The organism is Symbioplanes lichenis (assembly GCF_030709675.1).
Lineage (GTDB): Bacteria > Actinomycetota > Actinomycetes > Mycobacteriales > Micromonosporaceae > Actinoplanes > Actinoplanes lichenis.
Window position 1 is genome coordinate 53,489 of sequence record NZ_JAUZQD010000003.1, and the last position, 24,269, is coordinate 77,757.

21 protein-coding genes and 1 pseudogene are annotated in these 24,269 nt (G+C 73.2%); 13 read left to right on the forward strand and 9 right to left on the reverse strand.

The features are described 5' to 3' along the window. Positions 1–41: 41 nt before the first annotated feature. Complete coding sequence (locus RAN62_RS07495; RefSeq protein WP_305783763.1) at positions 42–1,031, forward strand: carotenoid biosynthesis protein; 990 nt, start codon at positions 42–44, stop codon at positions 1,029–1,031. On the opposite strand, the gene RAN62_RS41075 is transcribed toward RAN62_RS07495, so the two are convergent. The 4 genes and pseudogenes from RAN62_RS41075 to RAN62_RS07515 form a co-directional block, all read right to left on the reverse strand. Further along, on the reverse strand, positions 947–1,270 hold the full coding sequence (locus tag RAN62_RS41075; protein WP_369077156.1) for an EAL domain-containing protein: 324 nt from the start codon (positions 1,268–1,270) through the stop codon (positions 947–949). The two genes, RAN62_RS07495 and RAN62_RS41075, sit on opposite strands and share 85 nt — an antisense overlap. 103 nt (positions 1,271–1,373) lie before the next feature. Continuing rightward, a pseudogene (locus RAN62_RS07505) lies at positions 1,374–1,532 on the reverse strand (hypothetical protein); the annotation flags it as partial. Further along, a complete protein-coding gene (locus RAN62_RS07510) occupies positions 1,529–1,852 on the reverse strand; it encodes a hypothetical protein (RefSeq protein WP_305783765.1) in 324 nt (107 codons plus the stop codon). The gene RAN62_RS07510 and the pseudogene RAN62_RS07505, both read right to left, overlap by 4 nt. A 40-nt stretch (positions 1,853–1,892) precedes the next feature. Further along, the gene (locus RAN62_RS07515; protein ID WP_305783766.1) at positions 1,893–3,035 is read right to left on the reverse strand and encodes a dienelactone hydrolase family protein; all 1,143 of its coding nucleotides are present in this window, start codon (positions 3,033–3,035) and stop codon (positions 1,893–1,895) included. Positions 3,036–3,101: 66 nt separating this feature from the next. On the opposite strand from RAN62_RS07515, the gene RAN62_RS07520 reads away from it, so the two are divergent. From RAN62_RS07520 to RAN62_RS07530, 3 genes are read left to right on the forward strand one after another with little or no spacing between them, the layout of a single operon-like run. Further along, positions 3,102–3,740: a 4a-hydroxytetrahydrobiopterin dehydratase gene (locus RAN62_RS07520; protein WP_305783767.1), complete on the forward strand. Its 639-nt coding sequence runs from the start codon at positions 3,102–3,104 to the stop codon at positions 3,738–3,740. Positions 3,741–3,795: 55 nt separating this feature from the next. Beyond that, positions 3,796–5,487, forward strand: a complete 1,692-nt coding sequence (locus RAN62_RS07525) for a sugar ABC transporter substrate-binding protein (RefSeq protein WP_305783768.1) — start codon at positions 3,796–3,798, stop codon at positions 5,485–5,487. Further along, on the forward strand, positions 5,484–6,554 hold the full coding sequence (locus RAN62_RS07530; protein ID WP_305783769.1) for a glycoside hydrolase family 15 protein: 1,071 nt from the start codon (positions 5,484–5,486) through the stop codon (positions 6,552–6,554). The genes RAN62_RS07525 and RAN62_RS07530 overlap by 4 nt, the downstream gene beginning before the upstream one ends. A gap of 12 nt (positions 6,555–6,566) precedes the next feature. Here the strand turns inward: RAN62_RS07530 and RAN62_RS07535 are convergent, their stop codons facing one another. Further along, positions 6,567–7,007, reverse strand: a complete 441-nt coding sequence (locus tag RAN62_RS07535) for a MarR family winged helix-turn-helix transcriptional regulator (RefSeq protein WP_305783770.1) — start codon at positions 7,005–7,007, stop codon at positions 6,567–6,569. A gap of 334 nt (positions 7,008–7,341) precedes the next feature. On the opposite strand from RAN62_RS07535, the gene RAN62_RS07540 reads away from it, so the two are divergent. The 5 genes from RAN62_RS07540 (at position 7,342) to RAN62_RS07560 (ending at position 15,785) form a co-directional block, all read left to right on the forward strand. Further along, on the forward strand, positions 7,342–8,256 hold the full coding sequence (locus RAN62_RS07540) for a ParB/RepB/Spo0J family partition protein (RefSeq protein WP_305783771.1): 915 nt from the start codon (positions 7,342–7,344) through the stop codon (positions 8,254–8,256). Positions 8,257–8,382: 126 nt separating this feature from the next. After that, complete coding sequence (locus RAN62_RS07545) at positions 8,383–9,564, forward strand: MFS transporter (RefSeq protein WP_305783772.1); 1,182 nt, start codon at positions 8,383–8,385, stop codon at positions 9,562–9,564. A 197-nt stretch (positions 9,565–9,761) separates the two neighbouring features. Further along, entirely contained in the window at positions 9,762–12,737 is a 2,976-nt protein-coding gene (locus tag RAN62_RS07550; protein ID WP_305783773.1) for a hypothetical protein, read from the forward strand. Beyond that, positions 12,718–14,403, forward strand: a complete 1,686-nt coding sequence (locus RAN62_RS07555) for a hypothetical protein (RefSeq protein ID WP_305783774.1) — start codon at positions 12,718–12,720, stop codon at positions 14,401–14,403. The genes RAN62_RS07550 and RAN62_RS07555 overlap by 20 nt, the downstream gene beginning before the upstream one ends. Continuing rightward, positions 14,400–15,785 (forward strand): hypothetical protein, encoded by a 1,386-nt coding sequence (locus RAN62_RS07560; protein ID WP_305783775.1) that lies wholly within the window; start codon positions 14,400–14,402, stop codon positions 15,783–15,785. The genes RAN62_RS07555 and RAN62_RS07560 overlap by 4 nt, the downstream gene beginning before the upstream one ends. Here the strand turns inward: RAN62_RS07560 and RAN62_RS07565 are convergent. The 4 genes from RAN62_RS07565 to RAN62_RS07580 are packed head-to-tail and all read right to left on the reverse strand — an operon-like array spanning position 15,751 to position 19,710. Next, complete coding sequence (locus tag RAN62_RS07565; protein ID WP_305783776.1) at positions 15,751–16,575, reverse strand: glycosyltransferase family 2 protein; 825 nt, start codon at positions 16,573–16,575, stop codon at positions 15,751–15,753. The genes RAN62_RS07560 and RAN62_RS07565 overlap by 35 nt on opposite strands. Beyond that, a complete protein-coding gene (locus tag RAN62_RS07570) occupies positions 16,572–17,549 on the reverse strand; it encodes a glycosyltransferase (protein ID WP_305783777.1) in 978 nt (325 codons plus the stop codon). The genes RAN62_RS07565 and RAN62_RS07570 overlap by 4 nt, the downstream gene beginning before the upstream one ends. Beyond that, positions 17,540–18,628 carry a glycosyltransferase gene (locus RAN62_RS07575; protein ID WP_305783778.1) on the reverse strand — a complete coding sequence of 363 codons (1,089 nt, stop codon included), beginning with the start codon at positions 18,626–18,628 and terminating at the stop codon, positions 17,540–17,542. Before RAN62_RS07575 ends, RAN62_RS07570 begins: the two co-directional genes overlap by 10 nt. Next, positions 18,625–19,710: a glycosyltransferase gene (locus RAN62_RS07580; RefSeq protein WP_305783779.1), complete on the reverse strand. Its 1,086-nt coding sequence runs from the start codon at positions 19,708–19,710 to the stop codon at positions 18,625–18,627. Before RAN62_RS07580 ends, RAN62_RS07575 begins: the two co-directional genes overlap by 4 nt. 110 nt (positions 19,711–19,820) lie before the next feature. Between RAN62_RS07580 and RAN62_RS07585 the strand changes: the two genes are divergently transcribed. Genes RAN62_RS07585 through RAN62_RS07600 form a run of 4 tightly spaced genes read left to right on the forward strand, consistent with a single transcriptional unit; the run spans position 19,821 to position 24,259 of the window. Continuing rightward, positions 19,821–20,726 carry a WcbI family polysaccharide biosynthesis putative acetyltransferase gene (locus RAN62_RS07585; protein ID WP_305783780.1) on the forward strand — a complete coding sequence of 302 codons (906 nt, stop codon included), beginning with the start codon at positions 19,821–19,823 and terminating at the stop codon, positions 20,724–20,726. Next, positions 20,723–21,706: a glycosyltransferase family protein gene (locus RAN62_RS07590; RefSeq protein ID WP_305783781.1), complete on the forward strand. Its 984-nt coding sequence runs from the start codon at positions 20,723–20,725 to the stop codon at positions 21,704–21,706. Before RAN62_RS07585 ends, RAN62_RS07590 begins: the two co-directional genes overlap by 4 nt. Beyond that, complete coding sequence (locus RAN62_RS07595) at positions 21,700–22,974, forward strand: glycosyltransferase family 2 protein (protein ID WP_305783782.1); 1,275 nt, start codon at positions 21,700–21,702, stop codon at positions 22,972–22,974. Before RAN62_RS07590 ends, RAN62_RS07595 begins: the two co-directional genes overlap by 7 nt. Before the next feature lie 52 nt (positions 22,975–23,026). Then, positions 23,027–24,259 carry an FAD-binding domain-containing protein gene (locus RAN62_RS07600; protein ID WP_305783783.1) on the forward strand — a complete coding sequence of 411 codons (1,233 nt, stop codon included), beginning with the start codon at positions 23,027–23,029 and terminating at the stop codon, positions 24,257–24,259. The last annotated feature ends 10 nt before the right edge of the window (positions 24,260–24,269 follow it).

A 24,269-nucleotide genomic window follows, 5' to 3' on the forward strand; every position in this document is an offset into this window, starting at 1 on the left:
AGCCTTCTCAGTTGCCGATCGTACGTGACCGGAGGTCTGCCATGCCGCACCGCACCCTCGAGAGGGCCGGGACCGCGTCATCCGGGTGGGACACCGCCGCCCGCGTTCTCACCGGGCTGGCCGTGCTCGTCACGGTCGCCATGCCGTTCGCCGGGCTGACCGGCAATGTGGTGATCTTCGCCGCGGTGCCGCTCGCCGTCATCCTGGCCGGGCGCCGGTACGGGTGGAAGGCGGCCGGCATTTATCTGGTCGTGGCCTTCGTCGTGGCCAATGTGTTCGAGAATCTCAGCATCGCGACCGGGTTCCCCTTCGGCACCTACCACTATCCCGGCACCAGCCCGCGGATCGGCGACTTCCCCGTCCAGGTCGCCGTGGCCTACTGCGCGATCGGCATGATCTCGTGGCTGGTCGCGTCGACCTTGCTGGACAATGCCGACCGGCGCCTCGCCGACCGTGATGACCCGGCCCGGCGGATCACCGTCGTGACGCTGCCGGCGCTGGCTGCCGCCGTGATGACCATGTTCGACGTCGGCACGGACTCGGCCGCCTCGACCATTCAGCACGCGTGGGTGTGGGACAACGGCGGCGGTGTGTTCGGGGTGCCGTGGACGAACTATCTGGGCTGGTGGTTCGTCACGTACATCTTCTTCCAGATCTTCGCCCTGGTCCTGTTCCGGGGCGGGGCGACCACCCGGGCCGCCGACGACACCCGCCGCGAACCGCTGGCCCAGGCCGTGACCGTCTACTTCCTGCTGGCCGCCGTCACCATGATCCAGTTCTTCACGCAGGAGAACGAGGTGGTCGTCGACGCGGCCGGCCAGACCTGGAACACCGGCGACCTGTACGCGAGCCTGTTCACGTTCAATCTCTTCGGCCCGGCTGTGATCGTCCTGCTCGCCGCCACCAAGCTCGCCCGCAACGACCTGGCGGCCGGGGCCGTCCGGATTCAGGACAACAGTGGCGCGCGGCGCAACAGGCCGGCGGTGGCCGCCGGGGTGAGCGGAGCGGAGAAGAAGGGGCCGTGGGCGTAGTCGCAGCCGAGTTCCACCAGTTTCCGGGCCTGCTCGGCGGTGTCGACACCTTCCGCGACCGTGGCCAGGCCGAAGGACTGGCCGAGCCGGATGACCGCCGGCGCGATCGGGGGCGCGTCGGCCCCGGCGCGGAAGCCGATGAAGCTGACCGGCAGCCGGCTCAGGGTGTTGAGCTCGAGGTGGCCCGAGCCGACGTCGTGGATCGCGAAGCGGACCCCTTGATCCCGGAGCGTACGCAGGCGGCCGAGAGCGGAGTCGGGGAGCGTGCGGCGCGCCCGAGCCGTTGACGGGCTTGAACTTGTCGAGGTCGATCACGATGACCGCCGAGCAGCGGCCGCCGCGTGAGCCCCGGCCGGTCACCTGGGCGAGCCGGCTGTTGATCAGGCTGCGGTTGGCCAGGCCGGTGAGCGGATCGGTGACGGCCAGCTCCCGGTTCTCGTGCTGCGCGTACATCTGCCGGGCCACCACCAGCACCGTCAGGACGATCGCACCGACGATCATGCCGCCGAGCGGATAGACGTCCTGGTCCCGAGCCAGAAAACCGAGCACGCCGTACGCGACGGCGATCGCGCCGTAGGGCAGCCACTCGAGCGCGGGGCGACGGCCGGCCGGTCGGCTCGATACGCGGCGAGCAGCAGAAGATAGTCGCCGCAGAGCCAGGCGGCGTCGGGCCACATGCCGCTCTCGAACGTCGCGTGCAACTGCAGGTAGCCGTACCCCACGTCGGCGAGCACGAACAGGGTGACGGCGAGGGCCAGGACGCGTACCGCTGGAGGAGCCGCAGCCCGGCGGCGCAGCAGAAGCACCGCCAGGGCCAGCACCAATCGGCATCGCGGCGGGCCGGCTGAGGCGGGGGCGGGGTCACCTCTTCAGCCAGCGGTCCAGCCAGGCGAAGGCGTCCTCCTGCATGGCCCGGTTGAAGACGTGGCCGAGGCCCGGCCACAGGGTGGTGACAAGGCGATCGCCGGCGTGCTGGGAGTTCCAGACCTGACGGAGCTTGGCGTACGCCACGTCGACGCCGGCTGGGGGGAAGAGGGTGTCGAGTTCGCCGTTGAAGACGAGCATCGGGTTCGGGGCGGCGATGCTGGCCACGTCGGGGATGTCGAGGTAGCGGGTCAGGCCCGGGTGCACCATGTGGAAGGCCGAGGCGCCGCGCAGGGTGTTGTTGCCGGTGACCATCATCTCCTTGACGCCGGTCATCCAGCAGACGGCGACGGTCGCGGCGATGTGGCGGGACAGGGCGGCGACCTGCCAGGCGCGATAGGAGCCCATCGAGAAGCCGACCGCGGCGACGCGGCGGTCGTCGACCTCCGGCAGGCCGGCGAGCAGGGCGGCGGCGCGCATGTCCTCGTACGCGAGCAGGCCCGCCAGTGACGAACCGAGGTGGAACATGTTGCTGGCAAGCGCTTGCTGACCCTCGTACGTGAGTCCGCCGCGGTCGCCCCAGCCGAGGGCGTCGACGGCGAGGACCGCGTATCCCCGGGCGGCCAGTTCGTTGCCCACGAAACGGTTCTCGAAGTATCGGGCCGCCCACGCTTGCGCCGAGGCTCGACGGGTTTCGTCGTACCAGGGCTCGATCAGCTTTTCCTTGCCGATGTCGAATTTCGAGCCGTGGTCGTGCAACAGGAGCGCGGCGGGAAACGGGCCGGAGCCTTCCGGTACGAGCATCGTCGCCCGGACGCGGCTGTGGCGAGTGACATTGAACAAGATCTGTCGCCGGCGGTAGCCGTCGCGCGGTTGGTCGTCGACGATCTCCACGTCGTACGGGGTCCGGTCCTCGGGTTGCCACAGCAGCTCGCGCACCTGGGCCCGGGCGCGCCGCTTCCACGTACGGAAATCGCCGCCCGTGTGGGCCCAGGACAGCGGGAAGTCGAGTTCCGCCTTGAGCTGATCGGCGAAGATCGGCATATTGCCCTCGATCACCGAAGGCTCCGCCGCGGGAAGTGCGGTATCGGTGGGCAGGAGGGCGGCAGCCGGCAGCGCGACAAACGTCCGTCGTTTCATACATTCCTCCTCATCAATGTCTTGTCACGGTACCCGGGGATTTCCGGCGGCTGGCATGATGCCGCCATGGACAACGCGCTCACCGGGCAGCAGATCGCCGACGAGAAGCTCACCGGCTGGACGTACTTCCTCAACCGGCTGCGCACCCGGGTCGCCACGCCGGACTTCACCGCCGGCCTGGCCCTGGTCAACGCGATCGCCGCCGAGGCCGGGCGCCGCGACCACCACCCCGGCCTCGACCTGCGCTACACCCACGTCGGCATCACCCTGACCAGCCACGACACGGGCGGCGTCACCGGGCGCGACGTGCGGCTGGCCCGGGCGATCTCGGCGCTGATCGCCGAGGCCGGGCTGACTCAGGAGTACGCCGGGATCAGCCGGATCGAGTTCGGCCTCGACACCCCGGACCTGGCGGGGCTGCTGCCCTTCTGGGTGGCCGTGCTGGGTGGCGAGGCCGTCGACGGCGACGTGCGCGATCCGTACGGTGAACTGCCGGCGGTGTGGTTCCAGCGGTCAGGGTCGCAGGAGCCGCGCCAGCACTGGCACCCGGACGTCTGGCTCGACCCGTCGCAGGTGCAGCCCCGCATCGACGCCGCCGTGGCCGCGGGCGGCACCCTCGTGGACGACTCGTCGGCGCCGGCGTTCTGGGTGCTGGCCGACCCCGAGGGCAACCGCGTCTGCCTGTGCACCTGGCAGGACCGCTGAGCGACTCGGGTGAGATGACGAGGCGCGGGCAGTGATCTTGGTGAATACTTGGTGAATGGAGCGCCTGGATCCGGCGACGGCGATAGCGGTGGTGACGGCGATGGTGGCCGTGGCGGCCGCGGCCGCGGCGATCTGGCAGGCGGTGTCGGCGAAGCGGCAGGCCGGGCACGCCCGGAGACAGGCGGATGCGGCCGACAAGGCCGCGGCGGTCGCGGTCTCGACGCTCGAGCTGCAATCCAAGCAGGACCGCGGGGCCGAGGCCCGGCTGCTCCGGTCGCAGAGCTCGCAGATATCCGCGTGGTGGGGTCAATCGGACCGGGGTGAGGGGTGGGGCGTCCATCTTCGGAACGGGTCGGAGGCTCCCGTCTTCCAGGTTCACGCGACGGTCCTCGGGCCGGACGATCGGGCCGAGATCATCCAGACCCACGTGCCGGTCCTTCCGCCCGGTTCCGATCCTCTCTTCCGAGTGCTGGAGACGGAGGTGGAGACCGGGGACTTCGCCGCCAGCCGGAGTGCCCGGCGCGTGCGGATCACCTTCACCGACGAGGCGGGTGAGAGGTGGATGCGGGACCAGCACGGGCGGCTCCGGCACTTCGAGGCGGGGCTGGTGGTGGTCGCCACCGATGCACCGCGGGCCTCCGGGCTCGAGCAGTTCACCGACGAGTTCCAGGCGGCCTACGGGGTCACGCTGACGTTCGAGGTCATCCGCACCTCCATCTCCGACGAGCTCGGTCCGCTGTTCGGCGTCGGTGACGGGGACGGCAACGTCGATGCCTTGATCGGAGCGCACGACTGGATCGGCGGCCTGGCGCATCACGGGCTGATCGAGCCGACCGTGCTGTCGAGGGAGCACCGCGAGGCGTTCCGTCCGTGGACCCTCGACGCGCTCACTCACGACGGCGCGCTCTACGGCATCCCCACCACGCTGGACACGACCGCGCTCATCCGCAACGTCGACCTCGCCCCCGAGACGCCGAGAACGATGGAGGACCTGATCGGCACGGGCAACGACCTCGTCTACCGGCGCCGGGTGTCCGAGATCCTCGCGGTTCGCGTCACGGAGGAGGGGGACCCGTTCCAGATCTGGCCGCTGTTCGCGAGCGCCGGCGGGGCGCTCTTCGGCAGAGCGGGCGGATCGTGGGACCCCCGGCGGATCGACCTCGACACGCCCGCCTCGATCGCCGCGTTCGAACGGCTGCGCAGCCTGGGCGAGCAGGGCTCTCGCCTGTTGCGTACGTCGATGGACCGGACCGAGGCCCTCGACCTCTTCGCGAGCGGCCGCACGGCCTATCTGATCACCACCTCCGACGGCCTCGAGTACGCCCGCCGATCGGGCGTGCGTATCGCGGTGTCCCCGGTGCCGCCGTTCGCGGGCGGGCAACCGGCGACGGCGATGTCCCTCGTGCACGGCCTCTTCATCACGCGCGAGGGTCGGAACCAGTTGCTCGCGCACGATCTGTTCTCCGACTACCTCACGCATCGGACCGTGATGTCGGCGCTGTCCAGGATCGTCGTGTGCCCGGTTGCCCTGCGGGACACCGCGGGACAGGACGCCGACCTGGAGGCCTATCAGCGCGTCTGTGAGCAGGCCGTTCCCATGCCGTCCTTCCGGCCGATGCGGCATGTGTGGGAGATCGTGGGCCGGGCGCAGGCCGACGTCATCCGCGGGGCGGCGGCCGAGGGTGCCGCGCGGGCGGCGGCGAAGGAACTGGCCTTGGCCGTACGGACGGAAGGCGAGCAGGCATGACAACACCGGCGGTGTCCGCGCTCGTGGCGAACAGCATCTCCTTGATCCGCCGGGAGCAGCACCCGTCCGGGTCCTATCCCGCGTGCCCGTCCTATCCCACGTATCGCTACTGCTGGTTCAGGGATGGTTCCTTCATCGCCGACGCCATGAGCCGGGCTGGTGAGGTGGCCAGCGCCGAGGCCTTCTTCGGATGGTGCACGCGCGTCCTCACCACGCGCTCCGACCGGATAGCGGCGCTGGCCGGCGCGGGACCCGGTTCGCCACGGGTTTATCTCCCCACTCGTTACGAGCTGGACGGCGGAGAGAGCGTCACGCCATGGGCCAACTTCCAGGTCGACGGGTACGGAACCTGGCTGCGCGTGCTCGTCGATCACTGTGCCCGGCATCGGCGGCCGGTGGCGCCGTACTCCGCGGCCTTGAACCTGACGGTGGACTACCTGAACGCGGTGGGAACGTTGCCGTGCTACGACTGGTGGGAGGAGTTCCCCGAGCAGCGTCACACCTCGACTCTGGCTGCGGTGAGCAGTGGTCTGAAAGCGGCCTTGAGCAGCGAGGCGCTGACCAGCGACCGTCGCGGGGCAGCGGTGGCGACATCGGGGGAAATCGATCGGCTGGTGGCGGCCGACACTCGCCGGCACGGCCGGCTCGGCAAGTGGCTGGGCAGCGATGTCGCCGACGGGAGTCTGCTCGCCTGCCTCACGTCGTACGGGACTCTGGCGGTCGACGATCCGGTGGCGGAGCGAACAGTCGCCGCCATCCGCGACTCCCTGGTCCGCGAGGGGGTCTACCGCTATGCCGGTGACACGTTCTACGGCGGTGGGGAATGGATCAATTTGACCGCGTGGCTCGGGTGGTACGAGGTCTTGCGAGGAGACAGCAGCAACGCTCGCCGCCGCCTGGACTGGATCGCGTCCCAGGCGGACGGCGGCCTGCTGCCGGAGCAGGTGACCGGTCGCGCCCAACGGCCCGAGCACATCGCCCACTGGGAGCGGACCTGGGGCGCGGTGGCGACGCCTCTGCTGTGGTCGCATGCGATGTTCCTGACCCTGGCCACCGCCTGCCGGTGATGCGACCGGGCGTCAGTGGCCGCGGATGTGGTCGGCGAGGTCGGTGAGTTCGGGGACTTCGCGGGCCTCTTCGAGGGCTTCCTGCAAGATTTTGTCGTGGACCGGGGCGGCCGAGGCCAGGAGAGCCCGGCCCTCGGCGGTGAGCTCGGTGTAGATGCCGCGGCGGTCGTCGGGGCAGATGCAGCGGACCAGGAGGTTCCGGTTTTCCAGGCGGGTGACCAGGCGGGTGATGGCGCTCGGGCTCAGGGCGGCGGCTCGGCCGACCTGTTGCATGCGCATGTGCCAGCCGTCCTGGCGGCTGAGGGCGTCGAGGACCGTGTATTCGACGACCGACAGCTCGAACTGGGCGCTGAGGGCGCGTTCGAGGGCGGTCTCGATGCGGCCGTGCAGGGCGGCCAGCCGGCGCCAGCCCTGGGCCCTGATCTCGACGGCGGCGTCGTCCGCGACTCCCATGCCGCTCCTTTCCCGCGGGGCACGCGGGATGTCGGCGCGTGCGGGGACCAGTCTACGAGGCGATCGCGCCGGTGTCTCGGATGGTGGGACGGTGAGGGGTGTCGTGATTCACAGGAAGCGATGATGATCAATCGCTGAGGTGGTACGTCATCTGCGCGCAATGTGTGTGACGGGCGGCCGTGGGAATGGGCGTTGCGGGGCGCGTCCGGGGCGGCTTAGTTTCCGCTGCGAAGGTGTGAGCGAATGCGATTGCCGGACGGGGGTCGGCGGCAGTCATGAGCGGGATGCCAATTCCTGCCCGGTGGGTCCGTGCTGCGAGCCGGGAGGGTGCGCCATGAGTCGGGCGGCCGCGGGTGCCGAGAGCGTGCGCATGGTGCCGACCGGCAGTTTGCGCGGGGCTTTCTCGCCGCGTTCCGGCGGGGAGGACGAGGCGCACGTCCGGGTGCTGGCCGAATCGGAGACGGAGCTGCCGCCCATTCTCGTGCACCGGCCCACCGGGCGCGTGATCGACGGCATGCACCGGCTGCGGGCCGCCAGGCTGCGGGGAATGCGCGACATTCCCGCCCGCTTCTTCGACGGCTCCGAGAGCGAGGCCTTCGTCCTGGCGGTCCGGAGCAACGTCACGCACGGGCTGCCGCTGTCGACGGCCGATCGGCGGCAGGCGGCGCGCCGGATCCTGGCGTCGCATCCGCACTGGTCGGATCGGGCGGTCGCGGAGGTGGCGGGCCTGTCCGCGAAGTCCGTGGCGGCGCTGCGGCCCGCCCCGCCGGTGGTGGGGGACGAGCCGGTGGCGCGGCTGGGCCGGGACGGCCGGGCCCGGCCGCTGAGCACCGACGACGCCCGTGAGCGGGCGAGCCGGCTGCTGCTCGACAACCCGGACGCGTCGCTGCGGGAGATCGCCGGCCTGACCGGCATCTCGCCCGGCACCGTGCGGGACGTGCGACGGCGGCTGAAGCAGGGCGAGAGCCCGGTGCCGGCGCGCCGGCGGGCCGGGCCGGCGGAGCGGGAGGGCGCGGCCCTCGAGGAGCTGTCCGGGTCGCTCGAGTTCCTCGTGGCGGATCCGGCGCTGCGCTACAGCGAGTCCGGCCGGGCCCTGCTGCGCCTGCTCACCGCCCATCTGACGCTGGGGCGTCGCCGGCGGGAGCTGATCGCCGCGGTCCCGGCGCACTGCCGTCCCGCGCTGGCCCGGGCGGCCCGGGCGAGTGCCCAGTTGCTGGTGGCCCTGGCTGACGGTCTGGCTGGTAGCTAGCGGTTCGTGCAACTGCGGAGAGGCAGCAGTCGCACACTCGATGTCCGTCTTGCTTGCGCTGATATCCCGCGTACGCAATGATTGCTCGCGACGTATAACAGCGCACACACTCCTCGGAGGTACGACATGCCCCTCGGGCTTATCGCCCTGGCGCTGGGCGGCTTCGGCATCGGGCTCACCGAGTTCGGGATCGTCGGACTGCTGCCCGAAGTGGCCGCGGACTTCGACGTCAGCAGCCAGACGGCCGGCTACCTGGTGTCGGGCTATGCGCTCAGCGTGGCGGTCGGGGCGCTCGCACTCACGGCGGCGATCACCCGCTTCGACCGCAAGAAGGCGCTGCTCGGCCTGATGCTGCTGTTCATCGCGGGCAACCTGATCTCCGCGGTCGCGCCCACCTACTCGGTGCTGCTGACCGGCCGGATCGTCGCCGCTCTGTGCCACGGTGCCTTCTTCGGTGTCGGCGCCGTGGTCGCGGCCGAGATGGTGCAGGCCAACCGCAAGGCCGGCGCCATCTCGCTGATGTTCGGCGGGCTCACGCTGGCCAACGTGCTCGGCGTCCCGCTCGGCACCTTCCTCGGTCAGCAGCTCGGCTGGCGCTCCACCTTCTGGGCGATCACCGTCATCGGCGTCGTCGCCATCGCCGGCATCGCGGTGCTCGTGCCCGCCACGACCGGCATGCCCGCGACCAGCCTGCGTCGCGAGCTCGGCGTCTTCGCGCGGCCGCAGGTGTGGGTGTCGGTGGCGATCAGCGTCCTGGCCTTCGGCGGCGTGATCGGCGGCTTCACGTACATCGCCTTCACGCTCACCGAGGTCACCGGCTTCACGACCGGCGCCGTCCCGTGGCTGCTCGTGCTCTTCGGCGTCGGCACCTTCGCCGGCAACTGGGCCGGGGGCAAGGCCGCCGACCGCGCGCTCAGCAAGGCGCTGATCATCAACATGGCCCTGCTCGCCGTGGTGCTCGCCGGCTTCGCGCTCACCGCCGAGAGCAAGGCCGTGACGATCCTGTCGCTCTTCCTGATGGGCGCGGTCGGGCTCGCCACGGCGCCCGGCCTGCAGCTGCGCACCATGCGGTACGCCCAGGACGCGCCCACGATGGCCTCGGGCGCGAACATCGCCGCCTTCAACGTCGGCAACGCGCTCGGCGCCTGGCTCGGCGGCCTGGCGATCGGCGCCGGCTTCGGCTACGTCTCCCCGCTGTGGGTGGGCGCGGGCGTCGTGGCGGCCGGGCTCGTCGTCCTCGTGGCGGGAACGGTCGCGCCGCAGCCCCGCACGGCCGCCACTGAGCCGGTGCCGGCCGCGGTGAACTGACCCATGAACTGAATTCCGCACAACCCCCGAAAAAGCGCCGGCGACACATTCTCGCAATGTGTCGCCGGCGCTTTTTCTGTGCGAGAGAGACGTTGGTCACCGGCCCGGCCGGCCCGGCAATCGTTGACGGAAAAGCCGATCGATTCTTCAATGGGAATCAAGGTTTGACAGACGGCGCATCCGCTCGGGAGGACCACGTGAAACGGCTCGAAGAAATGCCGGAACAGGATGTCGTGGCGTCGTTGCGCCGCGCTTATCCGCGCGGCCACGCCGCCATTCTGAAAGCAGCGGGAGACGTGTCCGGGCTCGGGGACATCGAGGTCCACGCGGGCCGTCTGCGCCTGGTACCCCGCGACGGCGGCCCGGCACGGGACGTCCCCTTCGACATCGCGGACATCACGCCGCGTGGCGGGACCTTCGATCTCCTGCTCGACCACGACCGGCAGACCGTGCTGACAGAGGCGGTCCACCCGGGACAAGGAGAAGAAGCCGACCCGCTCCGGCCCTGGTACCACCTGGTCGAGGGCGCCGTGGAGCCGGCGGCCGGGGCGCAGGTGCTCGGCTCCCGGCGTACCCGGGAAGTGCTCGACCAGGTCTTGGGCCGCCCGGGCCTGAGCGTCGTCCACGCGCCGGTGCGAGCGGCGGCCCGGGCCGCCGAGCGCTCCCGCGGCAGCGACCCGGCGGTGCTGCGGCACCTGCGGCAGGCGGTCTGGGAGCTGCGGCGCTGCGACCTGGACCCGGCCCTGACGGCCGAGCTGGCCGGCCTCGCCGAGCTGGCGCACCGGCTGCGCGGCGGGGCCCGGCCCGTGCTGGCCCTGCGCCGGGTCCCGCGCGCGACGATCCTGGCCGGGCTGGGCCGCGACGACGCCGAGTCCCTGCGCCGCGTCTTCACGGACCCGGTGGTCCTGGCCCGGCTGAACCCCGCGCACGCGATCGACGCGGCGGCGGTGCCCGGCCTCGCCCGCGACGACCTGCTGCGGCTGGCCGGCGAGCTGCGGGAGTACGAGTTCCTCGCCGTCTTCCTGACGGACGGCAAAAGGCCCGGCGCCACGAGCTTGGTGCCCGCCGGCCTCGACGACACCGCCCAGCTGGTCCGTTCCCTGTCGCGGAGCAGCGCCTTCCTCTTCACCCGGGAGCAGGCGCGCCGGATGGACCTCGCCGTGCCGGAGTACCTGCCGCAGACGCAGAGCGGGCGGATGGCCGGCTTCTTCCCGGGGCTGGGCAGCCGGGCCGCGCACCGGGACCTGGGCCGGACCCTGCTCGACGCCGGTCTCGAGGAGGTGTCCGCCGTCTATGCCGAGGCCGCCCGCGCGCTGGGTCTGGACCGGCCGGAGCAACTGCTGCCGGAGCCGGAGAACCTGCCCGCCAGCCGGATGGCCCGGCAGGGCTTCCTCGGCGCCGCGATGCTCGCGCACGGGCTGGCCCTCGACGCCTGCCTGCGCGCCCAAGCGGCCCGGGAGGGGGTGCCGCTACGCTTCGCCGCGTACACGGGGGAGAGCTTCGGCATCATCACCGCGGCGGTGGCGGGCGGCGCCCTGAGTGTCGCGGACGGGGCCCGGATCGCGCGGGCCTTCACCCCGCTGCTGCTGCAGGCGGCCGAGGGCATCACCGACGGCGGCGCCTTCGAGCGGGACATCGCCTCCTTCCTGCCCGAGGCGGTCCGGGGCCGGCCGCTGGTGCCCGAGCCGCACCACGTGCTCGGACTGGCGGCGGACCCGGAGCACCTGGGCGCGCTGCTCGACGACATCGAGGCGGTCTACCCGCGCGCCGACGTGGAGGTGCACAAGACGTACTCGCCGCGGCAGGTCAATGTCTATGTCCGGGCCGGGGTTCGGGAGTCGTTCGACGTCTTCGTGCGCAAGTTCCCGTCCGTACGGGTGGAGGAGCTCAAGCCCCCGACGACCTTCCTGGCCCACGCCCGGCGGATGCGGCCCGCCCGGGAGGCGCTGGAGAGTTTCCTCGACGCTCACGGCATCGAGTTCCGCCGGCCCCGGGTGCCGATCGTGTCCAACAGCGGCGGGGGGCTGCTGACCACCGCCGCCGAGGTCCGCGCCGGGGTTCTCGCGATCACGGACGAGGTCATGGCCTCGCGGGAGACCGTGCAGACCCTGGCCGACCTGCGCCCCGACCTGATCGTCGAGCTGGGCCCGGGCGGCAGGTCGCTGCGGCTGCTGGCCGACAACGATGTCGACCTGCCCCTGCTCGCCTGGACCGGCGCCCCCGAGGAGGCGGACCTGCTGCTGGCCACGGCGCGGCTGGTGCACGAGGTCGTGGCGGAGCTGGAGAAGCTCTACAGCACCGGCGACCGGCTCACCGAGCGCCACCACGACCTGCTGCGCGAGCTGTTCCGGCTGGCCGGGCGGGCCGAGTTCGCCGAGCGGTCCCTGGTCCGGACGGTGGGCCGGGTGATCACCAACGAGATGCTGCACCCGCACCGCGACGGCGCCCCGGCGTTCTACCGCTTCCTGGAGGTCTTCCAGCACACCCGGCAGCACCTCGGCGAGGTGGACGCCGGGGCCGGCGAGCTGGTCCTGCACGCGCGGATGAAGAAGGACATGACCGGTGGCGCCGGGGCCGCCCCGGTCTACGCCGAGCTCACCGTCGTGGACGCCGCGGGCGCCGTGACCGACCGCCGCACCACCGACGTGCCGCAGCCCGAGGCGCTGGTCTTCCACTTCGACCGGCTGGCCGGCGTGGGCTTCGCCGACCTCGCCCGGCAGACCCGGACGCTGCTCGACGGTCAGCCGCTGGCCCGGCAGATCTACGACCACGAGCTCGGCCGGCTCGGGATCGAGGACGACAGCTTCCTCACGGTGCCCGGGGCGGCGGCGCCCACCCCGGACCAGCTCGCGGTCGCGTACGTGCTCTACCAGTACGTCCTGTTCCACGTGCTGCGCCTGCACCGGCCGGCGATCTTCGCGCACGACTTCTACGTCGAGGGCAGCGACCCGATGGGCTGGCTCGTCGCCCTCGCCGTGGCGGACGCGGTCGCGGTGCCGGACGCGGTCGCGCTCTACCGCTCGTACCTGCGGGGGGAGGGGCCCGGTCCGGACCTGGACCGGGTGCTGACCGGCCTGCGCCGGCCCGGCCGTCCCGTCATCTCGCCGGACGGCGTCCCCCTGCAGTCGACCAAGGATCTGGAGGCAGCCACCCGTGACGTCCTCACTCGCTGACGCGCCCGCCGTGCCGGTGCGCAGCATCAACCTCAACGGCACCTGTCAGGTCGTCTCGCTCGGGTCCGCGCTCGAGCCCGGGACGATGGACGCGGGCGCGCACCAGGTGGAGATCATCTCCGTGCGCGACCCGGCGAGCATCTGGCGCAAGCGCGTCGACCCCGCCCTCGACGACTTCGAGGACCGCTCGACCCTGATCCTCACCGACGAGCACGAGAACGTGCTGCGGCACGCGCAGGGCCGGCGACTGCTCAGCAGCACGGTCAACGCCTATGTGCACGCCCGGGAGCGGGTCGTCGGCTTCGGGAAGGGCGGCAGCGAGTCCATGACGATCTTCCTGCGCAAGGAGGGCCACGACGGCATCACCGTGCGCAAGATCCTCAGCGAGGCCCTGACCACGGCCCGCTGGGACCCCGCCGGCACCGGCGTCATGCTGCCGCCGTTCGCCAAGGCCCGCAAGCAGGCCGAGTTCCTGCAGGGCCTGCCCGAGCCCGTACGCCACAACTTCCCCCTGGTCCACGACGTGCGCGAGCGTCGCATCCCGGCCGGGGCCGGCGCCCTCCGCGAAGTGATCTACGAGATGAGCTATGTGGACGGCGAGGAGGTCAGCCGGTTCGTCGAGCGGCACTCGCCCCCGCCGGCGGTGATCGCCCGGCTCTACGAGGTGATCATCGGCGTGCTGCACGAGAGCATCCACACGGTCAACCGCGTCCCGGCGCCCGGTGACACCCTGGAGACGTCCTACTTCGCCAAGATCGAGGACCGGCTGGCGCTGTGCCGCAGCACCGCGCCGGCGACCTTCACCGCGGATCTGCTCGACACCGACGAGATCGTCATCGACGGGCGGGCCTACCGCAACGCCGGGGCGCTGCTGCGCGTCTTCCGGGCCCGGGCCGACTACCGGCGGATCCTCGAGCCCCGGCACCACGCGCTGGTGATGGGCGACACCAACACCGAGAACATCAAGATCGCGGACACCGGGCCCCTGCTGCGGGCGCAACGGCTGATCGAGGCGGGGGCGCCGGAGGAGCAGGTGGCCGCGGCGCTGGCGGCCGTGACAGCGAGCAGCGTCGGCATCAAGTTCCTCGACCCGCGCGCGATCGGCTTCCGGGGCGAGGGCCGGCAGACCCGCGACGACCCCATGTACGACAACAAGCCCTGGCACAACTCGATAGGCCACTACGACGAGATCCACTACGAGCAGTTCGACCTGCGGGTGACCGTGGGCGGCGGCCGGACGCCCGAGGTGGACATCGCCTTCCACGAGGGGAACCCGTACCAGCGGGCGTACCGGGTGCGGGACGTCACCGAGGCCGGTGAGCCCGTCGACGGCAGCCGGCCGCGCGGGATGGAGGACTACTTCGCGGGCGTGATGACCCGGGCGTACGGGCTCGACGCCCCGCATCCGGCGTTCCTGGACGACGACCCGTACTGGCTGATCCGGTTCGTGTTCCTGATGGGCACCCACTTCACCGCCATGCCGCCGTTCCACTTCCAGGCCGAGCTGGACGGGACGCTGACCGACACGTACCAGACCCAGCGGCGGCCGGTGGCCATCTACTGCACGGGCGTCAAGTGGCTCAACTGGGCCCTGGAGATGCTCGAAGGCACACGCACGGAGTTCCTCGGGCTGCCCGTGCCCGCCGGCGGAAGGACCCCGCGATGATCCGCGCCGATCTGACCGTGGAGAACCGGATGATCGCCACGCCGTGGAGCCGCATCGTGCGCGGCATCGGCCTGGGGCAGTACCCGACCGGCCACGACCCGGTGCTCGCCACCCGGCTGCGCGCGGCCGGCGACCAGCTGGCGGCGCGCGTTCCGGGCGACGCCTACACCGCCTTCGCCCGGCGCACGACCGACCTCGTCCTGACCCTCACCGGCTCCGGCGGCGATGTCCCGTGGCCGCGGCTCGAGACGGATCTGGACGCGGTGCTCGCCGAGCTGCGGGGGGTGGAGAACCCGTACCACCGCGTCACGGGCGGCGCCATCCTGCTCGACGCGCTGGCCAAGCTGGAGGTGCCCCGGCGACTGGTCATCGGGGGCGGACGTGATCTGCCCGCGGAGGTGCTGGCCACGGTCGACGAGATCAAGCCGGACGGGATCAAGGACGAGAACGCCGGGCGGCACGGCGACTACGAGCGGCTGTCGGCCTTCACGGCCGCCTTTCTCGCTTACGGGCAGTGGGGGCTCGGGGAGCGGCTCGTGGCGGGGCCCCGGAACTACGTACTCGAAGCCCTGGATCTGCTGGACCACGTGCCGGCGCCCTTCTTCCGGGGCCGGGGCGGCTCGATGCTGCTGTCCGTCGCCGGCCGGCTCGGGCACGGCCACCTCGTCACGGCGGGCGGGCGCGACCGGATCGCGGAGACCCTCGACCACCTGGACCGGGCGGACGAGGTGAACCTGCCGCCGGCCTTCCCGCAGCCCCTGTCGCCGGCCTTCGGCAAGATCTATCCGCTGCTCACGATGCTCAACGCGGTCGCGTGGAGCGGGACCGGCGCGCATCTGAGCCACGGGCGCGACCGGCTCGCGGAGGCGCGGTCACTGTGGGGGCAGCTCGCGCCGGTCGAGCGTACGCACATGGGCCTCTACTACCTCGTCGCGTTGCACAACCTGGGCCGCCTGCGCGACGAGATCCCTGACACCGGCGCCTTCGTGACCGGGCTCGTCGGGCAGTGGCGTGACATCGATCCGGGCGAGAACTACTTCCTGCACGGCATCGCGTACCCATACCTGATCATGACGGCTCTCATCTCCGGGCGCCGCGACCTGATCACCGGGACCGTGGTCGACCGGCTGGTGGACGCCTTCCCGGACCTGGACCGGACGGCGGAGGACCGGCTCAACCGCCCCTATCCGTTCGCCTATGCCCTGACCGCGCTGGGGGAGCTGGGGGTGGCCGACCGGCTCTTCACCCCGCGCCCGCGCTACGGCGGCAGCAGTCCGGTGGCGTGGGTCATCGACCGGCTGCCCGCCGAGGAGAGCAGCCGCCTCTACATGCTGAACCACGCCCTGATCAATGCCGCCCTGCGGATGCGGGGAGCGGGCTGAGCCCGGCCGTGCGCCGCCAGCCGGTGGGGGTGCGCTCGATCGCGCCGGCCGCCGCGAAGGCGTCGAGCCACCCCCGCATCGGCCAGAAGCCCCAGCGGCCGGCGAAGAGGCGGCCGTTGCGCAGGATGTCGTCGAGGTGCTGCCACGGCGGGGAGGAGGTCGGGTGGTACTGGTGATAGGCGTGGGCGCCGCCGGTCCAGACCAGGGGGACGCCGGCGGCGCGGGCGGTCCAGGCCAGGTCGGTGTCCTCGCCGCCGTAGCCCTCGTAGTCCTCGCAGAAGCCGCCCAGTGTGTCCCAGGTGGATGCCGTCACGGCGAACGACAGGGACCAGAAGAGGCGGTAGTCGTCCGGGCCGGCGACGAGGTTCTCGCCGTCGGGCGGGGCGGGGCGGGCCGCGTGCGGGGAAGTGAGCGACGGGAGTGACGCGGCGTCCTCCGGCAGGACGCTCTCGGGCAGGTAGGTGACCGGGCCGCACAGGATGGCGTCCGGGTGGGCTCGGGCGGCTGCTTCATAGCGCGCGAGCAGGCCGGGCCCGGGCAGGCAGTCGGCGTCGAGGAAGACGAGCAGGTCCGCCCCGGCGGCCGCGGCGCCCCGGTTGCGCCCGGCGGCGAGGCGGAGGCCCAGGGGACCGGGCGGGACATGAACCACCTCCGCGCCGGGGAATGCCGGCGGCGGCGTGGGGTCGAGCCAGACCAGGATCCGGCGTACGGGCTCAGCGGCGAGCAACCGCTGCTGCCGGCGCACGTGATCGAGCCGCGCCTCCGAGCACAGGGTGATGACGGCGATCATGCGTGGACCTCGGCAATCGCGTCGGCCGCACGACGGGCGGCGCCGGTGACACCCCACTGGGTCCAGTCGGGTTCCAGGGCTCGCGCCCGGTCGAGCAGGCCCGGCCAGGCGTCCGCGCCCGGCCAGGCGTCCGAGACGACGGCGAGCCGGCGCTCGGCGAGGATGCGGCCGGTGGCCACCTGCTCGTCGAAGGGGCGGGGCTGCGGCACGACAACGGCTCGGGCCCCGGCGGCGGCGAGGTCCGCGACGCTGTTCTGCCCGGCGGCCGTGACGACGACCTCGGCCCGCTGCAACGCCTCCCACGGGTCCTCGATCCAGGTGGAGGCGGTGCCGCCCGCGTGCTGCCAGCGCGTTCCCGGGGTCGCCGCGGCCGCCGCGGCGAGATCGCTGTCGGCCACGCCGTTGCCCAGCACCAGCACGGTGCCCGGGTCGGGGTCCGACGAGCGCGTGCGGCCGTCGAAGCGCGAGATGCCGCCCACTTCAACGATCCGGTGCGCCGCGGGGGACGGGTGGACGCCGGTGGGCCACGGCGCGAGGATGCGCGACGCGGACGCGTACGCCAGCTTGTGCGGTGTGTCGCTGCGGTCGCCGGGCTGCGTGACGACGACCGTGGGCACGCCGTGGAGGCGGACGAGCAGCGCCACCTCGACCGACACGTCCACGACGAAGCGGTCGAACCGGCGGTGGCCGAGGGCCCCGGCGATGGTGGCGAACCGGCGCGCGTGGCCCGGATGACCGAGCGGCGCCCAGTGCAGGAGGCCACCCACGGTGGGGTCGGCGAGCGCCGGATCGGGCGAACCCGGCGGCCGGTCGTTGTCGGGGTCGAGGCGCACCCACGTGGTGCCCGGCGGCAACGCCGGGGCCGGGAGCGAGCTGAAGACCACGACCTCGCCCGGCAGGTGCGGGCGCACCGCGCGGAAGCGGGTCAGGTGGCCGGCGCCGTGGTGGTGGACGTACCAGCCGGTCAGACCCATGCTCCGGCTCCCGCCTGGTCGAAGACGGTCTCGAGCTCGGCGGCCCGGTGCTCCAGCGAGAAGCGGGCCAGGGCCGCCGCGCGGGTGCGCTGCCGGCCGAAGACGCCGTGGGTGCTCGCGAGCTGCTCGGCCGCGACCGCCAGGGCGTCGGCGTCGCCCATCGGCACCAGCCGGACCGCCGACGCGGACCCCGCGACCTCGCCGATGCCGCCGGTGTCGAACGCGGCGACCGGGGTGCCGGTCGCCAGCGCCTCGGCGACCACGAGCCCGAACGGTTCCTGCCACAGCGGCGTGACCAGGGCGCAGGCGCTGCCGCCGACGAGCTCCGCGAGCGCCGGCTGCCCGAGCGGGCCCAGGTAGTCGACGCCGTCGCCGAGGAACGGGCGGATGTGCTCCTGGAAGTACGGGACGTCGCCGACGCGGCCCGCGATGCGCAGTCGCCGGTCGGTCAGCCGGGCGGCCTGGACGGCGAGATGGACGCCCTTCTCCGGCACGATCCGCCCGAACCACACGAGGTCCCGCCCGCCGGGCCCGAGCCCCCAGCGGCCGGCGTCGACGGCGTTGGGCATCACCAGCGCCTCGACCCCGTGCTCGCGCCACTCGGCGGCCGTGTGCGCGCTGACCGCGAGCAGGCGCCCGTGGTCGGTGAACGACCGGGCCGCCGGGACGAGCCGGGGCAGCGGCGGGGTGTGCAGCGTGGTCACCATGGGCACGCCCAGCTCGCCGGCCCGGGCGAGCGGCTGCGGGTGCAGGCTGTGGTTGTCCACCAGGTCGATCGTGTCCGCGTGCCGCTGGATGAAGTCGAGCGCCCGCTCCAGGGCCGGAAGAGCCACCTCGAGGTGCCCGGGCGGGAAGGTGGAGTCGGTGGCGTCACGCTCGTCGGGCCAGACGACGGCCGGCAACCGGAACTCGGCCGGCCCGTCCTCCTGGAACTGCGAGCCCTCGACGGCGCAGAGCAACACCCGGTGACCACGGGCGCGCAGCACCCGGACGCGGTCCCACACCATGGCCTCGAGGCCGCCGGCGTGCGGTTCCCGGATGGGGTGGCGCAGGGGCGCGATGACGGCGATCGTCTTCATGCGCTCAGCACCCGCTCGTACACGGCGGTGTGGGCGGCGGTGATCGCCTCGGCCCGGGCGATCCGCTGTCCGCGGCGGTCGGCCAGCCGGGCCACGCGCGCGGCCGAGCCCGGGCGGGAACCTCCGGCCAGCAGCCGGCGGACGGCCCCGGCGAGCGCGGCGCCGTCCCCGGGGGCGAAGAGCGCGAAGTCGTCGGGATGCTGCTCGCGCGCATAGCCGACGGGTGGGCCGGCGACCGGGACGCCGAGGTCCCAGCAGAGCTCGGCCCAGCCGGAGTGCGTCCCGGTGCGGTAGGGCAGCACCGCCACGTCGAGGTCGGCGATCGACCGGGCGAGGGCGTCGTCGCCGAGGCGCTCGGTGCGGTGCAGCTCGGCGGCGGCGTGCCCGGCCACCAGCGCGGTGACCCGGTCGCGGGCGGCCTCGTCGCGGACCCGCTCGTTGACGTGCACCCGGGCGGTCGCCGCGATGCCCTGCGCGCGGAGGCGGTCGACCGCGTCGAGCAGGGTCGCGACCGCGCGGACGGCGTCGGTGCCGGGCCGGATGTCGCGCAGGTGTACGCCGAGGACGTACTCCGGGGAAGGTGTCCCGGCCGGGAGGGGTGCGTCCAGCGGCAGCACGTGCGGGTGCGGGACGACCTCGGCGGTACGCCCCCAGCGGCGCTCGATCGCCGCGGCGGCCCCCGGCGTCAGGGTGATCAGCGCGTCGGCCGCCCGGATCAGCACGTCGAGGTGCTCGCGGTGCGGGGCCTGGTCCGTCAGTTGCGGGTTCTCGAGGTCGTGCACGGTGTGGACCAGTGGACGTCCGGTCGCGCGCAGCGCCCGCACGAGCGCGCGCAGGTGGCCGGCCGGGTACGACTCCGTGCCGAAGTGCAGGTGCATGAGGTCGAAGGAACCGGCGTTCGCGGCCACCCAGCCGGCGTCGCACATGACCGGCGGCCACCAGCGCCCGTCCGTGGCGCCCGGCGGCGGCGGATCGGGCAACAGGCGCACGTCGGCCGGGGCGAGCACATTGCGGACGTACGGATGGGCCGCCGGGATCGAGGCCACTCTGACAGCGGGTACGACGGGTGCGGCAAGCGTCATCGTGGCGTCCTCGGGTCGGTGGGAGGCCCCCTACTTCCCTTGCCGCACTGCAAAGAATCTTGTTGTTCACAAGATCACTGAAACGGGGTGGCCCGGGGTACAACCGGGCCGTGTCAGAACCAGACCCGCGCACCCGGCACTACGGGGCGTTCTACGGGCTCGACGAACCGGCCGGCGACGGTCCCGTCGCCCTCGTCCTCGGCAACTGCCAGGCCGAGTCGCTGCGACTCATGATCGATGGCGGCGGGCTGCGCACCGTACGGACCCCGCCCGTGCACGAGCTCACCCCGGCCGACCTGCCGTGCCTCGACCGGTGGCTGGCCGCGGCGGCGATCCTCGTCACCCAGCCGATCCGCGACGACTACCGCGGGCTGCCGCTCGGCTCGGCGCAGCTGCGCGCCCGGCTCGGGTCCGGCGCCCGGGCGCTGCGGGTGCCGGTGATCCGGTTCGCCGGCCTCTACCCGGCGCACGCGATCGTGCGCCCGCCCGCCGATCCGGGGCTCGTGCCGCCCGTCGTCGCCTACCACGACCTGCGCCTGCTCGCCGAGGCCGCCGGGCTGCGCGCCCGGACGCCGCTCGACGTTCCGGCCGTCCGGGCGATCGCCGAGCTCTCCCTCGACGAGCTGCGCAGCCGGGAGGCCAAGCACGACACCGTCGTCGTCTCCGACCTGTTCGCGACGCCGTCGTTCGCGCTGATGCGCACGCTCAACCACCCCGGCAACCCGGTCTGGACGGCGCTGGCCGCCCGGGTCCGCGCGGCCCTCGGGCTGCCGGAGCACGTCGTCGATCCGGGCCGGCCGCTGCTGAACTCCGTCCACGCCCCGCGCGAGGCGGTGGTCCTCGAGGCGTGGGGGCTCGACGAGCCGGAACGCCCGCACTGGATCGTCGAGGACCAGGTCGTCCCGGCCGGCGCCGTCCGGGAGGCCCACCTTGCCTGGTACGCCCGGCATCCCGACGTGGTGCAGGCCGGGCTGGTCCGGCACGCCAACGCGCTGCGCCTGCTGGGGCTGTCATGACCGGGCTCCCGGCGCTGGCCGTCACCGCCGACGCACGGCACGGGGTCACCGTCGCCGCCCGGGACCTCGCCGGGGCCGTCGAGTCGGCGACCGGCGCGCGGCTCGAGGTCGCCGCGGACACGCTGCTCGGTTCCGCGCCTCCGCGACGGGCGCATCTGCACTTCACCGATCGGCTGTGGGCCCGGTCTCCGGAGGAGGCGGCCGCGGTGGTGGAGCGCATCGCCGCCCGGACAGCGCTGACCGTCACCCTGCACGACGTCCCGCAGCCGTCCGACGGGCCCCGGAACCTGCCACGCCGCACCGACTGCTACGCGCGGGTGGCGGCGGCCGCACGCGGGGTGGTCGTCAACAGCCGGCACGAGGCGGCCCATCTCGCCGAGGCCGGGATCGAGCCGCGGGCCCTCGGCGTGGTGCCCCTGCCGGTCAGTCCCGTGTCCCTTTCCGGCGCTCCGGCTCCGGTCGGCCGCGATGTCGCCGTGCTCGGCTTCTTCTATCCCGGCAAGGGACACGCGGAGGTGGTCGACGCGGTCGTCGGCCTTCCCGCGAGCGTGACCGTGCTCGGGGGGCCGTCGGCCGGGCACGAGGGCGACCTGCGGGACTTCACCGAGCAGGCCGCGGCGCGCGGGGTGACCGTCGGCGTGACCGGCTTCGTGCCCGAGGCGGATCTGATCGCGCGGTGCCGGGCGGTCGCCGTGCCGGTCGTGGCGCACCGGCACTTCTCCGCCTCCGGCTCGCTGGCCACGTGGATCGCCGCGGGCCGCCGTCCGCTGGTCGTCGAGAGCCGGTACACCCGGGAGATGGCTGCCCTCCGGCCCGGGACCGTCCGGCTCGTCGCCCCTGACCGCCTCGGGCCGGCCATCGCGGACGCACTCGCCGATCCCGCCTCCACGTGGCTCGCGGCGGACGCGGTCACCCGGCCCCATCTCGACGACACCGCCGCGGCGTACGTGCGCTGGTGGACAGGAGACATCGCATGGTGAACGGCCGTTCCGTGCCCGGCAACCGCTGGGACCTGCTCGACGGTGCCGAGCCCGCCGAGCCGCCGGCCGTGTCGGTGGTCGTCGTGCACTACCGGCAGCAGGCCGAGCTGGACCGGACACTGGCGGCGCTGCGGCGCCAGACCCACCCCGCCGGGCGTACGCAGATCATCGTCGCCGACGACGGATCGCCCGAACCGCCGCGCGTGCCCGCCGAGGTCGAGCTGGTCCGCCAGGCCGACGAGGGCTTCCGGGCGGCGGCGGCGCGCAACCTCGGCGCGGCGGCCGCGACCGGCGACGTGCTCTGCTTCCTCGACGCCGACACGGTGCCCGAGCCGACGTATCTCGAGCGCATGTCCCGGCTGCCCGCCCTCGCCCCCGAAGCGGTCGTCGTCGGCCGGCGCCGCCACGCCGATCTCGCCGGCCTGCCCGTCGACGCCCCGGTCGAGACGGCCGGACCCGCCGCCGAGCTGCCCGAGCCGCAATGGCTGCGCGACGGCTACCGGCAGTCCCGCGACCTGCTCGACGCCGACGACCGCTCCTACCGGTACGTCATCAGCGCCGCGCTCGCGTGCTCCCGCTGGTTCTTCGAGCGGGTCGGCGGCTTCGACGAGACCTTCCGCGTCTACGGCGGCGAGGACTGGGAGTGGGCGTACCGGGCCTGGCTCGCCGGGGCGGTCCTGGCCCACGCCGCCGACGCGGTGGCCTGGCACGACGGCCCCGACTGGGCGGGCCGCGACCTCGACGATCCCGAGCGCCGGGCCCGGAAGGACGCCGAGACGCTGCTGCTGGCCGACCGCATCCCGGTCGCCGGCTCGCGGGGGCACGGGGTGCGCAGCGCCGGGGCCGACGTGGTCGTCCGGCTCGGCTCGGCGCCTTCGGCCGCGGCGGCGTACGTGTGCGTCGACTCACTGCTGGCTGTGCTGCCGTCGGCGCGGGTGAACGTACCCGGGGAATTCTCCGACCTGTTCGAGGCAGACGAGCGAGTGTCGTCCGTGCCTTCGGCATCCGCCCGGGTCGTCGTCGACGTGCCGGTCGCCGTGCGGGCCGACGGCGTGGCGAAAGAGCTGCAGGACGCGGTGGCGTCGGTCGGCGTGGGCACGCTCGGCACCGCGGTGCTCGGCGACATCCGCATCGACTCGGCGCGCGCCCGGGCCCGCCGCGCGACGTGGGGGGAGGAGCTGTTCGAGACCCGGGTGTACGCGGACCCGGGGCTCGCCCCGCTCGGCGCCGACCCGGGCCTGGCCGGCTACCTCGGCGGCTGGGCCTGACCGTCGGCGTGCCGTCCGGTGGCCCGGGCGCCCGGTCGAGCAGACTTGACGCGTGCTGCTTCCCTCGCCCGAGCCGGGCCCCGATGCCGCCGTCGCGTGGGTGACCGCGCATCTCGGCGACCTCTGCGGTGACGTCCCGGCCGCGTCGCCGGGGTTCCGCGGGGGTCAGACGGCCGCCGACGCTGTGCTCGCCGCCCTGGACCTCACGGGTTACGCCGCCCGGCGCAACACCGTGCTCCCGGCCACGCGGCGCGGCGCCAGCCGGATCTCGCCGTACGTCCGGTACGGGTTGATCGACCTCCCGGCGGCCTGGGCGGCGGCGGCCCCGGCGCCGGCGCGGGACCGGACCAAGTTCCGTGACGAGCTGGCCTGGCAGGAGTACGCCCGGCATCTCTACGCCCGGGTCGGCCGGCGGAACGCGGCTGCCCTCCGGCACGCCCCGGCCCGCCCGGCGCGCGGCTGGGACGAGCCGTGGCCGGCGGCGATGAACTGCGTGTCGACTTGCGTCGAAGAGTTGGAGACCGGCGGCTGGCTGGTCAACCAGACCCGGATGTGGCTGTCGTCGCAGTGGACCGTGCGCGCCGGGGCGGAGTGGACCGCGGGCGAGGACCGGTTCTTCACCCATCTGCTGGACGGGTCCCGGGCAGCGAACCGGCTGGGCTGGCAGTGGACGATCGGCGCGGGCACCGGCAAGCCGTACGGGTTCTCGCGCCGGCAGGTCGAGAAGCGGGCGCCGCAACTGTGCCGGGAGTGCGTGCTCAACTCGGCGTGCCCGATCCAGAACTGGCCCCCGGCGCCACCGCCCGCCGATCGGCCCGATCCGGAGCCGCTGCTGCGGCGTGACCCCGACCCGGAGTCCACCGGCGGCCCGCGCATGCCGGTCCGGACCGGAGAGCCCGCCGCGGTCTGGCTGACCGCCGAGTCGCTCGGTGACGCCGATCCGGCGCTCGCCGCCCATCCGGACCGGCCGGCGGTGTTCGTGTTCGACGAGCCGCTGCTGGCCCGGCTGCGACTGTCCGGCAAGCGGCTGGTGTTCCTGGCCGAGACCCTGGCCGACCTGGCCGCCCGGCGCGATGTCGAGATCCGGCGCGGGCGGGTGGCCGAGGAGCTGGGCGGCCGGACGGTGGCCGTCACTTACGCGCCGGTGCCCGGTTTCCGGAGGCGCGCGGAGGCCGTCGCGCCCGGTGTCGTCCACCCGTGGCGGTGGTTGTATCGGCCGCACGCCGGTCCGATCGGGTCGTACTCGGCCTGGCGGAAGGGCCTCGGGGCCGTTCTCCAAGGCTGAGTCGTTCTCA